19 protein-coding genes are annotated in these 17,758 nt (G+C 37.5%); 13 read left to right on the forward strand and 6 right to left on the reverse strand.

Annotated features, from left to right (window positions below; all coding sequences use genetic code 11):
- Positions 1–11 precede the first annotated feature (11 nt).
- Both EK17_RS02715 and EK17_RS02720 read left to right on the forward strand, forming a co-directional pair.
- Positions 12–1,100, forward strand: a complete 1,089-nt coding sequence (locus EK17_RS02715; RefSeq protein WP_035587249.1) for a branched-chain amino acid aminotransferase — start codon at positions 12–14, stop codon at positions 1,098–1,100.
- Positions 1,097–1,849 carry a menaquinone biosynthetic enzyme MqnA/MqnD family protein gene (locus EK17_RS02720; RefSeq protein WP_035587251.1) on the forward strand — a complete coding sequence of 251 codons (753 nt, stop codon included), beginning with the start codon at positions 1,097–1,099 and terminating at the stop codon, positions 1,847–1,849. Before EK17_RS02715 ends, EK17_RS02720 begins: the two co-directional genes overlap by 4 nt.
- On the opposite strand, the gene EK17_RS02725 is transcribed toward EK17_RS02720, so the two are convergent.
- Genes EK17_RS02725 through alr form a run of 4 tightly spaced genes read right to left on the reverse strand, consistent with a single transcriptional unit; the run spans position 1,842 to position 5,884 of the window.
- On the reverse strand, positions 1,842–3,263 hold the full coding sequence (locus EK17_RS02725; RefSeq protein WP_035587252.1) for an MlaD family protein: 1,422 nt from the start codon (positions 3,261–3,263) through the stop codon (positions 1,842–1,844). The genes EK17_RS02720 and EK17_RS02725 overlap by 8 nt on opposite strands.
- Positions 3,253–3,999, reverse strand: a complete 747-nt coding sequence (locus EK17_RS02730; RefSeq protein ID WP_035587253.1) for an ABC transporter ATP-binding protein — start codon at positions 3,997–3,999, stop codon at positions 3,253–3,255. Before EK17_RS02730 ends, EK17_RS02725 begins: the two co-directional genes overlap by 11 nt.
- Before the next feature lie 2 nt (positions 4,000–4,001).
- The gene (locus EK17_RS02735) at positions 4,002–4,766 is read right to left on the reverse strand and encodes an MlaE family ABC transporter permease (RefSeq protein WP_035587254.1); all 765 of its coding nucleotides are present in this window, start codon (positions 4,764–4,766) and stop codon (positions 4,002–4,004) included.
- Positions 4,766–5,884: an alanine racemase gene (alr, locus tag EK17_RS02740; RefSeq protein WP_035587255.1), complete on the reverse strand. Its 1,119-nt coding sequence runs from the start codon at positions 5,882–5,884 to the stop codon at positions 4,766–4,768. Before alr ends, EK17_RS02735 begins: the two co-directional genes overlap by 1 nt.
- An 84-nt stretch (positions 5,885–5,968) precedes the next feature.
- On the opposite strand from alr, the gene EK17_RS02745 reads away from it, so the two are divergent.
- From EK17_RS02745 to xseA, 11 genes are all read left to right on the forward strand, one after another.
- On the forward strand, positions 5,969–6,598 hold the full coding sequence (locus EK17_RS02745; RefSeq protein ID WP_198018136.1) for an endonuclease III domain-containing protein: 630 nt from the start codon (positions 5,969–5,971) through the stop codon (positions 6,596–6,598).
- Entirely contained in the window at positions 6,595–7,212 is a 618-nt protein-coding gene (gene coaE, locus EK17_RS02750) for a dephospho-CoA kinase (RefSeq protein ID WP_035587256.1), read from the forward strand. The genes EK17_RS02745 and coaE overlap by 4 nt, the downstream gene beginning before the upstream one ends.
- Before the next feature lie 36 nt (positions 7,213–7,248).
- A complete protein-coding gene (locus tag EK17_RS02755) occupies positions 7,249–8,535 on the forward strand; it encodes a TolC family protein (protein WP_035587258.1) in 1,287 nt (428 codons plus the stop codon).
- On the forward strand, positions 8,535–9,416 hold the full coding sequence (locus EK17_RS02760) for a DMT family transporter (RefSeq protein WP_035587259.1): 882 nt from the start codon (positions 8,535–8,537) through the stop codon (positions 9,414–9,416). The genes EK17_RS02755 and EK17_RS02760 overlap by 1 nt, the downstream gene beginning before the upstream one ends.
- A 69-nt stretch (positions 9,417–9,485) precedes the next feature.
- Positions 9,486–9,932 (forward strand): amino acid-binding protein, encoded by a 447-nt coding sequence (locus EK17_RS02765; protein ID WP_035587261.1) that lies wholly within the window; start codon positions 9,486–9,488, stop codon positions 9,930–9,932.
- Between the two features lie 8 nt (positions 9,933–9,940).
- On the forward strand, positions 9,941–11,242 hold the full coding sequence (locus tag EK17_RS02770; protein ID WP_035587263.1) for a phenylacetate--CoA ligase family protein: 1,302 nt from the start codon (positions 9,941–9,943) through the stop codon (positions 11,240–11,242).
- A gap of 9 nt (positions 11,243–11,251) precedes the next feature.
- Positions 11,252–11,728 carry an HIT family protein gene (locus EK17_RS02775; protein WP_035587265.1) on the forward strand — a complete coding sequence of 159 codons (477 nt, stop codon included), beginning with the start codon at positions 11,252–11,254 and terminating at the stop codon, positions 11,726–11,728.
- A 1-nt stretch (position 11,729) separates the two neighbouring features.
- Positions 11,730–12,020 (forward strand): LapA family protein, encoded by a 291-nt coding sequence (locus tag EK17_RS02780; RefSeq protein WP_035587267.1) that lies wholly within the window; start codon positions 11,730–11,732, stop codon positions 12,018–12,020.
- Positions 12,021–12,023: 3 nt separating this feature from the next.
- On the forward strand, positions 12,024–13,163 hold the full coding sequence (locus tag EK17_RS02785) for a tetratricopeptide repeat protein (protein ID WP_035587269.1): 1,140 nt from the start codon (positions 12,024–12,026) through the stop codon (positions 13,161–13,163).
- On the forward strand, positions 13,160–13,738 hold the full coding sequence (ruvA, locus tag EK17_RS02790; protein ID WP_035587270.1) for a Holliday junction branch migration protein RuvA: 579 nt from the start codon (positions 13,160–13,162) through the stop codon (positions 13,736–13,738). Before EK17_RS02785 ends, ruvA begins: the two co-directional genes overlap by 4 nt.
- Positions 13,728–15,194, forward strand: coding sequence for an exodeoxyribonuclease VII large subunit (gene xseA / locus EK17_RS02795; protein WP_035587271.1), 1,467 nt, complete (start codon positions 13,728–13,730; stop codon positions 15,192–15,194). Before ruvA ends, xseA begins: the two co-directional genes overlap by 11 nt.
- A gap of 21 nt (positions 15,195–15,215) precedes the next feature.
- Here xseA and EK17_RS02800 read toward each other — a convergent pair whose 3' ends face one another.
- Both EK17_RS02800 and sdhA read right to left on the reverse strand, forming a co-directional pair.
- Complete coding sequence (locus tag EK17_RS02800) at positions 15,216–15,938, reverse strand: succinate dehydrogenase iron-sulfur subunit (RefSeq protein WP_035587272.1); 723 nt, start codon at positions 15,936–15,938, stop codon at positions 15,216–15,218.
- 16 nt (positions 15,939–15,954) lie between these two features.
- The gene (gene sdhA / locus EK17_RS02805) at positions 15,955–17,757 is read right to left on the reverse strand and encodes a succinate dehydrogenase flavoprotein subunit (protein WP_156957514.1); all 1,803 of its coding nucleotides are present in this window, start codon (positions 17,755–17,757) and stop codon (positions 15,955–15,957) included.
- Position 17,758: the final 1 nt, after the last annotated feature.

Here is a 17,758-nt window from a genome sequence, read left to right on the forward strand (position 1 = left end):
GGAGGTTTAAAATGGAGATAAAATACCAACTAAAACCTGCATCGCAAAGGCGCTCAGAGCAGTTTAAACCGGACAAACCCCTTCCCTTTGGACTTTTGCGCACAGACCACATGTTTATCATGGATTATGAGGATGGCCAGTGGACTAATCCGCGCATAGTTCCTTACGATAATGTCGCAATATCACCAGGTGCTATAGTTTTGCACTACGGACAGGCAATCTTTGAAGGCGCAAAGGCATTTATGCATGATGATGGAGAAATCTATACATTCAGAATTGACAAGAATGCAAAAAGGATGAACCACTCTGCTGAAATTTTGTGTATCCCGCATATACCAGAGGAAATTCAAATTGAGGCAATACATGCCTTAATCGATGTTGACAGGCTGTGGTTTCCTCATCAGGAGGGAGCATCGCTCTACATAAGGCCGTTTATCTTTGCAACACAGGATTCATTAGGGGTTCATCCCAGTGCAACATATAAATTTATGGTAATACTATCACCCAGCGGCCCATACTACCCTGCTGGATTTACAAAACCGATAAAACTGTTAATTACAAAAAGATTTCACAGGGCAACGCCAGGTGGCACAGGATCAGCCAAGGCAGCTGGCAACTATGCCGCAAGCCTAAGGGCTGGAGAATTTGCAAAAAAATTCGGCGCAGCTCAGGTGCTTTACCTTGATGTAACAAAAACCTACATAGAAGAAGCAGGCGCCATGAATCACTATCATGTAACAAAAGACGGCACGGTTGTTATACCGGAATTTACCGACACAATCCTGCGCTCCATCACATCAGAAAGCGTTATGGAGCTATCCGATAGAATGGGCATCAACACCAAACAGGATAGAATAAAAATAGACGATTTTATAAAAGGTGTCAAAAGCGGGGAGATTGTAGAGGCTGGTGGTTTTGGCACAGCAGCCGTTGTATCGCCTGTGGGTGAGTATGTATTTGAAGATGGAAGCTCAATTGTTGTAAACAACAACGAAATAGGGGAGATAACAAGAAAAATCTATAACTACTACACATCCATTCAAACAGGAAAGATAGAAGCACCCGAAGGCTGGCTAAAAAAGGTTGAAAGAAGGATATGAAGGTTGCCTTAGTAGAATTCTTAAACGCTGTAGTTCTCTATGAAGCACTAAAAAAAAGAATTATACCAAACGATTTTGAGTTCACATCGGCTGTGCCGAGCCGATGTGCCGCTCTTTTAAGAAACGGTGAGGTTGACATAAGTAATGTCTCGATTGTTGAATATGTAAACAATCCATCCTATAAAATTCTACATGATGGCTGCATTGCATCAAACAAACATGTAAAAAGCGTTGTTTTGTTTTTAAAAAAACCGATAGAAAAGGTTAAAAGCGTTAAATTGGATCCAAACTCAAAAACATCTGTAGCCCTTGTTAGAGTGCTTTTTAGATTTCACTTTCAAAAAACTGTTGATTATGTCAATACAGATAATGCCGATTGTGAGCTTGTTATTGGTGATAAGGCCTTAAAGATGTTAAAAAACTCACACCTACCTCACTTAGACCTTGCCTTTGAATGGTATAAAATGACCGCCCTTCCATTTGTTTTTGCCGCATGGATAACGCCCAAAAAACTACCCGAAGAGGTGGTTGAAAAATTTATTAAAGCAAAAGAGCTTGGCAAAACCATGATCGATGAGATATGTAAACAGTTTGACTCTTTAATAGATATCAACGAATGCAGATTGTATATAACAAAAAACATTAATTACGATCTAACAGAGGATAAAGTTGAATCCATCAAAACTTTTCTAAACCTTGCATGTAAAGCAGGTGCAATAAACACCACAAGGCATCTTGAGTTTATTTAGGCGATATTGAAGGTGCCTTTGTCATAAGATACTTCATATCGTCGCTTGAAAACTCAACACCCATACCTGCAAAAACATTTCTCGTTCTTGGATTTAAGATCTCATCAACACCGCCCATCAAATCAAAATGCCTCAAGAATCTATAAGTAAGGGTAAACTTCATATGGGCATGCTTATCACGAATATCGTTGTTATGGTTAAAATCGTAGGCATCTAAAGAGGCTTTAAGCTTATCGTTGAAGGCATAGTAATCCAGCCCACCGCCAAATGTAGACTCAATAATGCCAGCCCTTATAACGAAGTTATAGTATCGTTTGCCCATCAATGCGGTAAACCTGATCTTGTCGTTATCATCCCTTGATGGATGGGCTGAGTGTTCGTAATTCTTCTCATCAACAACACCTATCCTATAAAACTTATCCGGCATCGTATAAATATCGGCATACAGATAACCCTTGGAATACTTATCCCTGAAATTTTCCTGACTCGCCGCATAGATATTTAAGGCTATCTGATCACCCCTTGTTAAATAGTTTTTTATGCTTCTGAGCGTGTCGTTTAAGTTTTCATACACCTCATCATCGTTGACAAGCTTACCTAAAGTGCCATGACCGGTATCGATCTTTTTTGTAATATCCTCTATATATGCCGATGCGTTATCGACATGGTTGTATAGAGAATCATTGACAAGCAGTTTACCCAAAGTGCCTTTTCCCTCTTTTAAATTACTGCTTAAAAAGTAAAGATTTTCCAAGGTATTATTCAACTGCTGCATAGCTTTTCTTGCATTCTCCACAGCAACCCTGACATCCTTTTTATTCTCCTTTAAAATCTCAGCTAAAGTCGACATTGATTTATTGAAATTTTCTATAGCCATATGGATACTCTTTCTGTTTTCATCAACAACATCGTTGAGTTTGGCACTTAATTGTGCAATCTTTTCCAGTGCTTTTGCAACATTCTGTCTGTTTTGATTATTAAAAACACGGTTTATGTTGGTTATCAGCGTTCCAAGGTCTGTTGGCGAGAATGTTTTTGCTATATAATCGCCATTTTTTAAAAAGATATTTGAGTTTCCGTATTTTATCTCAAGCGATTTTTCACCCAACAGACTCTTGCTTTTTATGATGGCAATTGAATCTTTGGGAATTTTGAAGCGTGTGTAGATATCAAGGGCAACAACAGCCCTACCATCTTTAAGAGTAATGCCCGCAACCCTACCAACAACAACACCTGCAACGGTTACCTTTGTATTAACATCAAGGCCTGAAACATCATTAAATACAGCATAGATTCTGTATGTTGGCGTTTTTTTAAGTTGAAGTTTACCCATCTGTGTTGTAAGCCAGCCAAGCACAACAAGTATAACCAAAACAAACAATCCTACTACTATCTCAGCCTTCTTAGAGCTCATTTTTTTCCTCCGCAAAATAGCTTTTTATAAAATCCACCACCACAGGATTCCTGCTGTTTTTAATCGTTTCGGTGCTTCCAAACTCAACAATTTTACCACCATCTAAAAAGCCTATCTTGTCAGCTATCCTAAAGGTCAAAGCAAGGTCATGGCTTATGATAAAGCATGTTGTAGCAAACCTTCTTTGCATATCCTTTATTAAATCTGCAATAGACAAAGCCGTGATCGGATCCAAACCCGTTGTTGGCTCATCAAAAAAGATTATCTTTGGGTTGGTAACAATAGCCCTTGCAAGACCCACCCTTTTTTTCATGCCACCGGATAACTCATCCGGCATTTTGTACAAAGCATTTTCAAGCCCAACAAGTGAAAGCACCTCTTCTACCTTCTCTTTAATATGTTTTTTTGGCACAAGTTTCTTTTCAATCAATGGAAACGCCACATTCTCAAAAACGCTTAATGAATCAAATAAAGCTGCTTCCTGAAACAAAACACCAAAATGCTCTCTGATTTTATTTAGTTCCTTTTTATCCATTTTAACAATATCTTTACCCTCAACAAGTATGCTACCGCTGTCTGGTTTAAGTAAACCTATAAGATGCTTTAGCAAAACGCTTTTGCCTGCACCACTTTTACCTATTATAACGGTAATCTCACCTTTGGGTATCTTTAAAGACAACCCGTTTAATACCTGCTGGTTATAGAATTTTTTATTAAGCTTTACTACTTCAATCATAGCTAAAACAAAAACGCCGTTAAGAAATAGTCAGCTACAAGCACAGCTATACTTGATGCCACAACAGCTTTTGTTGTTGAAATACCCACTCCTTTTGAGCCGCCTTTTGTTGTTAAACCCATATAGCAGCCGATTAGAGAAATAATCAAACCAAACACGGCAGCCTTTATAAGGCCGTAGGTTAAATCGCTTAGATCGATATATGTTTGAATGTTTCTGATATAAGCCGTGGGGTTGAGGTTTAACACGCCAATACTAACAAAATAGCCACCAAGATTGCCCACTGCGTTGGATAAAACAACCAATGCTGGAAGCATTATCACTGTTGCAACAACTCTGGGTGCAACAAGAAAATTAACAGGATTAACAGCCATAACCTCTAAGGCATCGATCTGCTGGGTGACACGCATTGTGCCAAGTTCAGCAGCCATGGCAGAAACATTACGCGCAACAATCATCAACGCCGTTAAAACGGGGCTTAGCTCCCTTCCCAGTGATACAGCAACCGTATAACCAATCATATCTTCTGCGCCAAATTTATGAAAACCGTGATAGATCTGCAACGCTTCAACCATACCCACAAACATTGAAGTTAGAAATACAATTAAAGTTGATTTAACCCCCACAGCCTGCATCTGCTCAAATGTAAGATGTAATCGCGGTTTTTCAAAAAGAGCCTTTAAAAAGGAAAACAGCAGTAAACCTACACCGCCTAAATCCTTTATAAAATTTATCGTTGAACGACCAACAGCAGCCAAAAACTCCATCACCTATACACCCTTTTAACCCTTATGCTTTTTCCAATATTTGTCAATATCTCGTATGTGATTGTGCCACTTCTGTCTGCAAGCTCTTCTGCGGTTACTGTTTCATCTCCATAACCACCGATAATAACAACTCTATCTGAAACCTTTGCATCAATGCCTGTCAGATCACACATAAACATATCCATGCAGATGGTGCCTATGCTACGCGCTCGTTTTGCATTGATAAGGCAGTCAAATCTATTGGATAAACTTCTAAAAAGCCCATCAGCATAACCAAACGCCACAACGCCAACAACCATATCGCTTTGGGCAATAAATGTCCTGCCGTAACTTATGCCTTCTCCTTTCTTTAATCTGTGTATGTTAATCAACTGGGATTGTATCTCCAATACTGGCTTTAAGTCAATAATATTTTTCAATGCCTTGCCCGGGGCATATCCATACATCAACAACCCCGGTCTAACGCAATTTAGATGCGACTCCTTCAAAGACAGTATAGCCCCTGAGTTTGCAATATGTTTTAGCTTTAAATCTATACCGCTATCCAAAAACGCTTTTTCAATCTTTCTAAACCTTTCAAGCTGTTTTTTTGTATATTCAAGATCCGATTCTGAATCTGAAAAATGGGACATAATGCCTTCAACATAAACCTGATCTTTAAAATTCTTTGAAAGCTCTATTGCTTTTTCTACTTCTTCTAACCTTATACCAAGTCTTGCCATACCTGTATCAAATTTTAAATGAACCTTTATCCTTTTGCCTATCTTTTTTGCATATTCCACAACCCTTTCAAATAGATAAACATTATGCACAACAGGTGTAATATCGTATTGCACCATCAAATCCAGATCGAAAGAATCCACGCAACTCATGGCAAGAATCGGGCTTTTTATACCTTTTTTTCTTAGTATTACACCTTCCTTTATGTGAGCTATACCTAAATAGGCTATGTTTTTGTAAACAGATAATTCTTTTGCAATTCTATATATCCCATGACCATAGGCATCGGCTTTTATAACGGGGATGATTTTTACACCCCCACCAACAAACTCGCTAATCTTCTCAAAATTATGGTGTAGATTTTTAAGATGTACAATCGCCCTGTTGTGAAAATTCACCCAATCCTCCTTTTTATGAGTATATAAAAAACACAACCAAACTCAACTTGAAAAAGTTTTTAGTCTTAAGTAGATTATACAACAATGAAAGAGATGTTGCTTAAGATTTTTAACCTGCTTTTAGATAGATACGGCCCGCAGCACTGGTGGCCTGCAAAAACCAAAGATGAGGTTGTAATAGGTGCTATTCTAACGCAAAATACAGCATGGACAAATGTTGAGAAAGCCATAAAAAATCTTACTCAAAAAAATCTACTAAGCTTGAATGCCATAGCAGCAAGCAATCTACAGAGTATAAAGGAAGCCATAAAACCCGCGGGTTTTTTCAATCAAAAAAGCGTATATCTTAAAAATATAGCCGAATTCTTTATGCAAAACGGCGGCTTTGAACAATTATCACAATTAGATACAGAAACCTTAAGAAAACAACTTCTAACCATAAAGGGCATTGGAAAGGAAACAGCCGATTCTATCCTGCTTTATGCCTTTGATAGGGCTGTATTTGTTGTGGATACATACACAAAAAGGCTAATTTTAAGACACAAACTATCAGGTCAATCAGATTATGAAAACTTAAGGTTATTTTTTGAGAATAATTTACCCAAAGATTACAGGTTGTTTAACGAATTTCATGCTTTAATTGTCAAAAACGCCAAGGAGTTTTGCAGAAAAAAACCGCTCTGTGATAACTGCCCTTTAAAGGAGATTTTATGAAGCTTGTAGGTTTAACCGGATGTATCGCAACAGGCAAATCAACAGCTGCCTCGATATTTAGGCAACTTGGATTTATTGTTATCGATGCAGATAAGTTAGCACATAAGGCCTACGAAAAAGGCAGTGATGCTTATTTTAAAATCATAAAAGCCTTTGGTTATGATATACTTGATGAAAATGGCAATATAAACAGAAAAAAACTGGCAAAAAAGGTAATAAATGACAGAGAAAAATTAGCCCTGCTTGAGTCCATAGTTCATCCTGAGATAGAAAAAATCAGGCAGCAGATCTTTAAAGAGATAGAAAAAAGCAATCCTGATGCCGTTGTCATCTACGATGTGCCGCTGTTGTTTGAAAAAAACCTTCAGGATATGTTTGACTGTATAATAGTTGTGCATACCTCTGAAGAAATTCAGCTTAAACGCCTTATGAACAGAGAAAAAATATCAAAGCAGGAGGCTATATCACGCATTAAACTACAAATACCATGCAGCGAAAAAGCAAAGCAGGCCAACTTTGTCATAGATAACTCCAAAGATTTAAATAATCTAACAAGGCAGGTAAAAGACATCGCAAAACAGCTATTAAATGGCAACCTAAATAGTTGCAAATGAAACTGTTTTTTTGTATAAAGGCTTTAGGAGGAGATTATGCGATGGATAATAGCTTTTTTGATAGTAATTTTTACTTCAACCATATCTTTTGCAGGGGAGCTTTCGCTTAATGATGTTGTAAATCTATCTTTTAAAAACAACCATCTAATAAAGGCATACAGATACACCATTGAATCTGCTGTATTAAACAAAAAAGCAGCCACATCTGCCATGCTTCCATCATTAAAATTTACCTACAACTACACTCATTTAAAAGATAAACCGTTCTCCTATGTTATGGGTATGAAAATGATTATGGGAGATAAGGATATGGCAAAATGGCAGATAGAGTTAATACAGCCTATTTTTACGGGTTTTGCACTATCAACACAAAGAGAAATTGCCAAACTTGGCATAAATCTAAGCAAAATCTACTTACTACAGGCAAAACTGGATATAGCAGAAAAAGCCAAGGTGGCATATTTCAATATTCTACTTGCAGAAAAGTTTGTAAACATCTCTAAAGAGAGGGTAAAACAGCTAAAAGCTCACCTAAAAGATGCTGAAAACTTTTACAAAGAAGGCTTAATCCCTTTAAATGACCTGTTAAAATCCAAAGTAGCTTTTGCCCATGCAAAGATTGAATATGAGAAGGCAAAAAATAATTTAAAAATTGCAAAATCCTATCTCAATATGATTATGGGCAAAAATATCAATCAAAATATAAAAATTAAACCAATCGATAGCCTTAAAAACTACCACTTCGATTTAGACCAACTATTCAGGATAGCCTTAAACAACAATCCTTCAATTAAGGCATTCAGGTTGATGATTAAACAGAGTAAATTGAAAATTAAACTCATAGAAAGTGATTACTATCCGCATATCACTGCATTTGCGGCATATCAACAAAGCGGAAGAGATATCCTTGCAAGTGACAATAACTTCTCCAATCAACACAATACAATGGTAGGCGTTCAAATCAACTGGGATGTATTTGATAGCTTCAAAACCACTTTTGAGAAAGAAGCGCAGCAGCATAAGGTCTTTGAGTTGCTTGAGAAATTTAATAATCTAAAAGACCAGATAAAACTCAATGTCAAAGAAGCCTATTTAAACTTGCAAACTGCCAAAAACAACATAAATGTGGCAAAAGCTGCCCTAAAACAGGCTATAGAAAACTATCGCGTTACAAACCTACGATACAAGCAACAGCTGACCACCTCAACAGAGGTTTTAGATGCCCAAACCTATCTAACAAAGGCAAAAACCGATTATTACTCGGCTTTGTATGGCTACTATATAGCGGTTGCCAAGCTAAAAAGAGCCATCGGTAGCTTTTAATGTGCCCAAAGGCGCTTGTTTTTGTAATCTTTAGCGCTTTAATGCATGCTTCATACAACTTCACATTCAAAAAAAGCTTAAACAAAACGATTTATCTGTGGAGTATGTTTGCTTTTTCGATATTTTTGATGGTAGGATTTACAATATTCACGGGAAAAATCCAACTCCTGCTTCCACCTATTAAAATATTAATCCTTGCCTCACTTGCAGCCATATTTTTTACACTCTACCAGCTCTTTACAGGCAAGGCATACGCTTTATCTGAAGGTGATTTATCGATCGTATATCCATTAAGCATCACTGCACCGCTTTATATTCCATTTTTAGCCTATATTTTAATAGGAGAAAAAACATCGCCTGTAGCCTTTTTGGGTATAGTGATTGTCCTTGTAGGAACATATATGATTCAGCTAAATACATCGATTAAATCTATAAAACTCAAAAAAATAGATTTTTCAAAAAAACATATTCAGTATGCACTTTTTGCCGGTTTCATCTACTCCTTCGGCGCAATTGTGGATAAGATCGGCGTAGGCAGGCATGAGTTTTTCACATACACATTCTGGGTTGTTATTTTTATGTTTACCTATATGACATTAAACATTCTTTTTAATAGAAGACTTAAACCTGCAATGTTCAGCTGTTTTAAGAATCCTCTTTTTGTAGCCACAGGGGGTATTTTGCTTACACTTTCATTTTTAAGCTATAGATACGCCATGCAGCTTGCGCCCGTCAGTCTTACCGCAGGCATAAGACAGATCAGCTCGCTTTTTGGAGTTTTGCTTGGTGTGTTTATTTTAAAAGAGCCATACGGTGCAATAAGGTTTGTCTCAAGCATATTAATCTTTATTGGCATTCTTATTATTTACCTTTCAAAATAATTATTAAAAGTTGAATAAAGACAGCTTTATGAATATACTTCTTAAGGATAAATTTTTTGGAGGTTTGATATGGATCTGCAAAAATACAAAATCACTCAAATAAGCGTTTTCATAGAAAATAAAAAGGGGCGTTTTTACAATACAACAAAGGTTTTAAAAGAGGCAGGCGTAAACATAAGGGCGATGAGTCTTGCCGACACAATGGATTTTGGTATTTTGAGATTTGTGGTTGATAAACCGGATGTTGCATTTGAATCTTTAGTGGAGGCAAATTTTATAGTAAAGAAAAATTATGTTATAGCTACAGCTGTAAAGGATGAAAGCGGCGGCCTGTGTGAGTTGCTTGAAACAATCAACAATCTAAACCTCAATATCGAATATATGTACACATTCGTCAATGCTTTACAAAACAAAGCTGTGATGCTGTTTAAGTTTGAAGATATAGATGAAGCAATCGAAAAGCTATTGCAAAACGATGCAGAACTGTTAGAGGAAAAGTTTTTTACAGAGTATTAGGGGGAGGCATGTTTTTTGAAAAAGAATTAGAAACAATGGATAGAAAATCGTTAGAAAATTTGCAGGTTGAACGATTAAAAGAAAAAATCGAATATGCTTACAACAATGTTGAATTTTATAGAAAAAAGTTTCAGGAAAGCGGTATAACAAAAGAATCGATTAACAGTATTGAGGATATAAGAAAGCTACCCTTTACAACAAAAAACGACTTCAGGGATAACTATCCCTTTGGTTTACTTGCAAAACCGATGAAAGAAATTATAAGGATTCACTCATCAAGCGGCACAACAGGTAAACCAACGGTTGTTGCCTACACAAAAAACGACATAGAAACATGGAGCAGGCTTGTTGCAAGAATCGCAAAAGCAGCAGGTGTTACAGACGAAGATATAGTACAGATCGCCTTTGGGTATGGTTTATTCACCGGTGGATTTGGTCTTCACTATGGACTTGAAAAGGTAGGTGCAGCCATTATACCTGCATCAAGCGGCAACACCAAAAGACAGGTTATGATAATGAAAGACTATGGTGCTACAGTTCTTGTCTGCACACCAAGCTATGCTCTATACATAGGAGAGGTAGCACGCCAGATGAATCTAAACCCCCAAGAAGATTTAAAACTGCGTATAGGTATGTTCGGTGCAGAACCCTGGAGTGAGCAGATGAGAAAGAAAATAGAGGAGAGTCTTGCCATAAAAGCCTACGACAACTACGGCTTAAGCGAAATCATTGGACCGGGTGTGGCAGGTGAGTGTGTAGAACAAAACGGTATGCATATAGCAGAAGACCATTTTATAGTAGAAATTATAAACCCCGATACTTTAGAGCCAGCAAAAGAAGGCGAATACGGAGAACTTGTTGTAACAACCCTAACAAAAGAGGCCCTACCTGTTTTTAGATATAGAACCAGAGATATAACGCGTCTTATAAAAACACCCTGCAGCTGCGGCAGAACCTCATACAGAATGGAAAAACCGATCGGCAGAACAGACGATATGCTCATAATAAGGGGTGTTAATGTGTTCCCAAGCCAGATAGAAGAGGTTTTATTCAATATAGAGGGCATATCTCCACACTATCAGATTATTGTGGACAGAATGGGAGCACTTGATACAATGACAATAATGGTTGAGGCAAACGCTAATCTATTCTTTGATGAAATGAAAAAGCAAAAGCAGCTATTGGATAAAATAAATGCTGAACTAAAAACAACTCTGGGGATAGATGTTGAGGTTAAGCTGGTAGAACCAAACTCCATCCAGCGCAGCGAAGGAAAGGCAAAAAGAATAATAGACAAAAGAAAATTTTAGGGTGAGAAAATGGAAAGACTGTGGGCTCCCTGGCGCATAGGCTATATACTCTCTGACAAAAAAGAGGATGGCTGCATCTTCTGTAATGCCTATAGATTAAATGAAGACGAAGAAAGTCTTGTGCTTTACAGGGGAAAATTCTCGTTTATTATTATGAATTTATATCCCTACAACGCAGGGCATTTAATGGTTGTTCCAAACAGGCATATCAACTCACCGCTTAAACTTGAAAAAGATGAGCAGTTAGAGCTGTTTGAACTAACAAATAAATCGATTGAGGTTTTAAGCAAGGTATTAAAGCCGGATGGATTTAATTTAGGCATGAATTTGGGAAGAACCGCCGGTGCTGGCATCGATGACCATATCCATATTCATATCGTTCCACGATGGAGTGGTGATACAAATTTCATGTCAACGGTTTCTGATACAAAGGTTATATCAGAAGCTTTAAAAGAAACATATAAAAAACTTAAAGAGGCCTTTTAAAATGACAGTAATTAGAATTGTTTTAACTGTTTTTGTTCTTGCTTTATTGGGCATTTTTGTGCTCTATAACTCACAGCTTGTTAATGTAGCCTACCTGGGAATTAACCTTAAAAATGTGCCGCTTTGGCTTGTTGTGTTTATCAGTGTTTTTCTGGGTATCCTGATAGGCTGGTTTTTTATGTTTATCGATGAGCTTTCGATAAAAAGGCAGCTAAAACAGAAGGAAAAGGAGATTAAATCACTCAAAGAGGAAATCGCTCAACTAAGACAGCTAACAATTACAAAAGAGTAAAAAATGGGCAATGTAGCAACCACGCTTAACAGCTTAAATTCAAACACAATAGGATTGATAGTTATAGCCTTTATATTGGGCATGATCATAAGTTATCTGATTATGCTTGGCAAGCAGAAAAAGGAGTCGATAGACAAGAAAAAGCTTGAAAGTTATGTAAAGGGAATCAACTACATCATTGAGGATGAAACAGATAAGGCAATCAAAGAGCTTACCGATACGGCAAAATTAGATCCCGATATGGTGGATATCTATATCAGCATAGGAAACCTCTTCAGGAAAAAGGGTGAAATCAACAGGGCTTTGATTATACACAAAAGCCTTCTTGCACGCCCCAATCTTTCAAAGGAAAAAAAGCTTGAGGTTTATTTAAATATAGGCATAGACTACAGAAAAGCAGGCCTTTATGATAGAGCCAAAGAGTATTTCAAAAACGCACTCTCATTAAGCCCCAAAAATACGATGGCAAGAAAACTCATCTATGAGGTCTATGAGGATTCAAAAGACTGGGAAAACGCCCTTATCTGGCATAAACGCTTCGATGGTAGCGATAAACATGTGCTTGCTCATATCTATACAGAAATCGGCAAGCAAAAGATGCTTGAAAACAAACCTGAAGAAGCAAAGAAAAATTTTGAGCGGGCAATTAAGGAATATAAAGACTGCATCGATGCCATGCTCAATCTGGGTGACATATATCTAAATTTTGGGAAGATAGAAAAGGCTTATTCTTTGTGGGAAAATGTGTGCAAAAAAAGACCTGAGCTATGCAATTTAGCCCTGCAGCGCATAAAGGATGTTAATGTATTAAAAAAGACGATTGTAAAACTGCTTGAGGAGCTTCCTGAGGATAACTTTATACTCTTTTTTGCCGCTCAAACATACTTTGAGTTAGGTGAATATGAAAAAATGTTATCGTTATACAAACTTCTTCTAAAAAGGGGCATAAAGAGCACCATAATGCTAAAACACTACATCGAAACACAACTTAAAAATGATCGTTTCTTAAATCTGTTTGTTCAAACCTTAGATACTGCTGCTCTTGCCTACACCTGCGTTAACTGTGGATATTCAACATCAAAACCGTTCTTCAAATGCCCTAAATGCAAAAGCTGGGATAAGGTCAAGGTTGATATCAGATGATCGAAGCCATAGAGGGTATTTTAGTTAAAAAAGAAAACCTCAAAGCCTATATAAATGTTGGGGGCATTATATTTGAGGTTATTGTACCATTTTCAACATTCAACAGACTACCAGCTCTAAACAAAAACTGCACGCTATTTGTCGAACTTGTTATAGGAGAAAAAAGCTTAAAACTCTATGGATTTTTAACAAAAGATGAAAAAACACTGTTTAACGAGTTAAGAAAAATATCAAAAATAGGCTCACAAACGGCTATCTCTATACTTTCGAGTATTTCAATAGAGCAATTTTATAAAGCAGTAGAGGAACAAAATAAAGAAATATTGATGAGGATACCCGGTGTTGGCAAAAAAACAGCCCTATCTATAATTGTTGAACTTTCTTCAAAGCTCCCTCAACTAAACAAACAAAATACTCCGCAAATTGCCCAGGAAGCCACAGAAGCACTAAAGTCCTTAGGGTTCTCTGAAAAAGAGGCTTCGCACATAGTTATGCAGGTGTATGAAAAAAACCCCTCTATAACGATAGAGGAGTTATTAAAAGAATCTCTAAAGTACTTCAAAAATGGCAATTAAAATATACTCCGTAAAAGAATTAACCGATCTAATCGATGATATACTCAGATCAAACTTTTACTCGATATGGGTAGAGGGTGAAATAAGCTCATTGAGATATTCATCAACAGGACACCTATATTTTTCACTGATAGATGAGTATGCCTCGATTGGATGCCTGATTTTGAGACAGAACCTGTATAAGTTTAAAACAAAACCGCAGGAAGGCAAACAGGTAATCGTTTTTGGTAATATAAGTGTTTACAAAAAAGGCGGCGAATACAGGCTGATTGTAGAAAACTTAAAGGAAAAAGGAGCAGGCAAAAAAGCCTACGATCTTGAGCAACTTAAAAAGGAATTCAAAGCCAAAGGTTATTTTGACAGAAAAAGACCGCTTCCACACTTTCCAAAAAGGATAATAGTTTTAACAAGCCCGACAGGTGCAGCTGTTGAGGATATTATTAACATCGTAAACAGAAGGGGCGTGGATTTAGAAATCCTTATTCTTCCTATTTCTGTTCAGGGCAATCAGGCAAAAGATAGCATCTTAAACTCTCTACAAACAGTTAACAAAATAGAAGAGCATATAGATGTTGTTGTTCTTGCAAGAGGCGGTGGTTCAAAAGAGGATTTAGATATTTTTAACGACCCGGATATCGCAAAAGCCTTTTTTGATGTAAAGTTTCCCACAATCAGCGCGATAGGTCATGAAATAGACTTCAGCCTCTGTGATTTTGTAGCAGACAGAAGGGCAGAAACACCCTCAGCTGCAGCAGAGCTCATTACAGCAGATATAGTTTCAGCCTCATCACAGATAAATAAACTTAAAAATAATCTTTTAACTGCAATTAATAGAATTGTTAGCCTAAAGGCAAAAGAACTAAATCTTTACAGCGGTAAAAAAAATTATCTACGGCTAAAAAGCGTTATAGATAATAAATTGATGTTCATAGACAGGCTTTCGGATAACATAAATTTCAGTATCTCAAAAAAAATATCTATGAGTTTTGAGATCCTTCAACAATACCGTTCTGTGATCGAAAAACACAATCCAGAACAGGTTATATCTATTTTGAAGGAAAAAATCTCAAAACAAAAAAACAGCATAAATATGGGCATAAGGAGGGTTATACATACAAAACAACAGGCTATTGAGATGAATTTTCAATTGATGGATAAAAACAATCCGCTTAAACTAATAAAGCGTAATTTTGAGTCAATAGAGGTTATCAAAAACAGGCTAAACAGTCATATTAACTTTTTAATAGATAAAAAACAGAGCAGACTTACACTCCAAACATCTACACTTAAGAATCTAAACCCCATGTCTCTGTTAAAAAGAGGATATACAATAACACTTGATAGAACAGGAAAACCTATCAAATCTACCTATCAAATTAAAGAGGGAGAAAAGCTAACAACACTTTTTGCAGACGGTAAAGTCTCATCAAAGATAGAAAAAGTGGAGAGAGGATAACACCTCTCCCCTTTAAGATTTTTAGTATTTTCTTTTGAGAATTTCCTTCTGAAGCATACCAATTGCTTTTGTCGGGTTGAGCTCTTTCGGGCAGGCAGTAATGCAGTTGAGTATCGTATGACATCTCCATACACCATGGACGCTGTTAACAATATCAAGTCTTTCATCGTCACCTTCGTCTCTGGTATCAAATACAAATCTTGCAGCATTAAGCAAAGCCGAAGGTCCGAGGTAATCGGGATCTGCCCAGTAGGATGGGCAGGAGCTCGAACAGCAACCACAGAGAATACATTCATACAAGCCGTTTAGCTTATTCCTATCTTCAATACTCTGCAACCTTTCTCTGCCTGGAGGTGGAACCTTCTCAATCAAATACGGTTTTACTGTATAATATTTATTAAAGAAGTCCTCAAAATCACATACGAGGTCTTTGATAATAGGAAATCCCGGTAACGGCTTTATCACCAACACATCACTGTTGTAATCCTCAATATGCGACATACACGAAACGGTGTTTACGCCGTTTATATTCATACCATCAGATCCGCAAACACCCTCTCTACAGCTCCTTCTGTAGGTTAAAGTAGGATCCTGCTCCCATTTAATCTGATTCAATCCATCAAGCACCATCATACCCTTTCTGGTAATGGTAACTTCGTAGTCTTTAAAATAGGGAGCTTTGTCCTTTTCTGGATCGTATCTGAATATTTTAAATATAACTTTATCTCCAACATTTAATGCCATCTTTTATCCCCCTTTATTAATAAACTCTTTTCTTGGGTGGGAATGTTGGTGCTGTTAACGGTTTCATCCTTACTGGTTTATAATCCAACTCAACAGAGCCGTCTTCTTTGAGATATGCAACTGTATGTTTTAGCCAGTTTTCATCATCCCTTTCTGGATAGTCGTCTCTGTAGTGTGCCCCTCTACTTTCTGTTCTATTTAACGCAGCAGCTGTTTCAAGTTTAGATACATAAAGTAGAGACTCTAAATCAAAGTATTCAACAAGTTCTGTATTGAACACTTTACTTTTATCTGTCAATCCAACATTCTTAAACTTCTCAAAATAACCATCGATTATCTTCATCTGCTCTTTTAGTCCTTCTTCGATTCTGAAAACACTCATGTTATGTTGCATCGTGTCTCTTAAATCTTCCCAGATTTCGTCCATCTTAACGCTGCCTTCTGGTCCATCGAAGAGCTCATTGAGTTTGTCAATAACATCTTTTGCGTATTTATCAGCTACATAATCCTCTGGTGGGTTGGGGAAAACTGGTTTTTCTTCAAGTATATATTTAGCCGCATTATTACCCGCCTCTTTACCTGTTATAACAAGGTCAAGCAGCGAGTTGCATCCAAGCCTATTAGCTCCATGCAGGGAAGGACAAGCACATTCACCTGCAGCATATAAACCAGGAATCGGAACCTCTTTGTCGCCCTCCCAGACAACAACTTCTCCCTTAACATTTGTTGGGATACCGCCCATGTGGTAGTGAGCTGTAGGCTGAACTGGAATAGGATCCTTTGTACAATCTACACCAACAAATTTATAAGCTAATTCCCAAATTCCTGGCAATTTATCCATAATGAAATCTTTTCCAAGATGATCAAGCTTCAATAAAAGATGATCCTTTTTGGGTCCTACACCACGACCCTCTCTAATTTCTGTTGCCATACCTCTTGAAACAACATCCCTTGAAGCAAGGTCAAGAACATGGGGTGCGTATTTTTTCATAAATCTTTCGCCATTAGCGTTAATCAAATAACCACCTTCACCTCTAACACCCTCTGTAATCAGGTTTCCAACGCCATATATGCCTGTTGGGTGAAATTGAACAAACTCAGGATCTTTGATAGGAATTCCTGCCTTTGCGCACAGTGTCCATCCAATACCTGTATTGACATGGGCGTTTGTATTTGTTCTGAAGTTTCTCGTATTGCCACCGGTTGCAAATATTACAGCATAGGCAAAGAATATATGAATACCACCGTTAACCATATCCCATGCAACAACGCCCATAGGTTTATTATTTTCATCCATCATTAACTTCAATGCATAATACTCAGAATAGTAAGAAACATAAGGTGCAATATCAGGTCTTAAAGTTCTCTCAAAAAGTGTATGCAATAAAGCATGGCCGGATCTATCAGCAACCGCGCAAGCCCTGTGAGCTATACTTTCACCAAAGTTTCTCGTCTGTCCACCAAACGCCCTCTGGTAAACTTGACCCTTTTCTGTTCTTGAGAACGGCATACCCCAGTGTTCAAGTTCAATAATAGCTTTAGGTGCATTCTTTGTGAAAAACTCAATAGCGTCCTGATCGCCTATGTAGTCAGAGCCTTTTACAGTATCGTACATGTGCCAGATCCAGTAGTCCTCATCCATATTTGCCAAAGCAGCATTAATACCACCCTGAGCCGACACTGTGTGAGACCTTGTGGGGAAAACCTCGGATATTACAGCTGTCTTAAGTTTTGCCATACCGGTGTGTACAGCAGCAGCAAGTCCAGCGCCACCGGCACCAACTATAACCACATCAAATTCTTCTAATCTGACATCTATA

It is taken from the genome of Hippea jasoniae (assembly GCF_000744435.1).
Taxonomy (GTDB): domain Bacteria; phylum Campylobacterota_A; class Desulfurellia; order Desulfurellales; family Hippeaceae; genus Hippea; species Hippea jasoniae.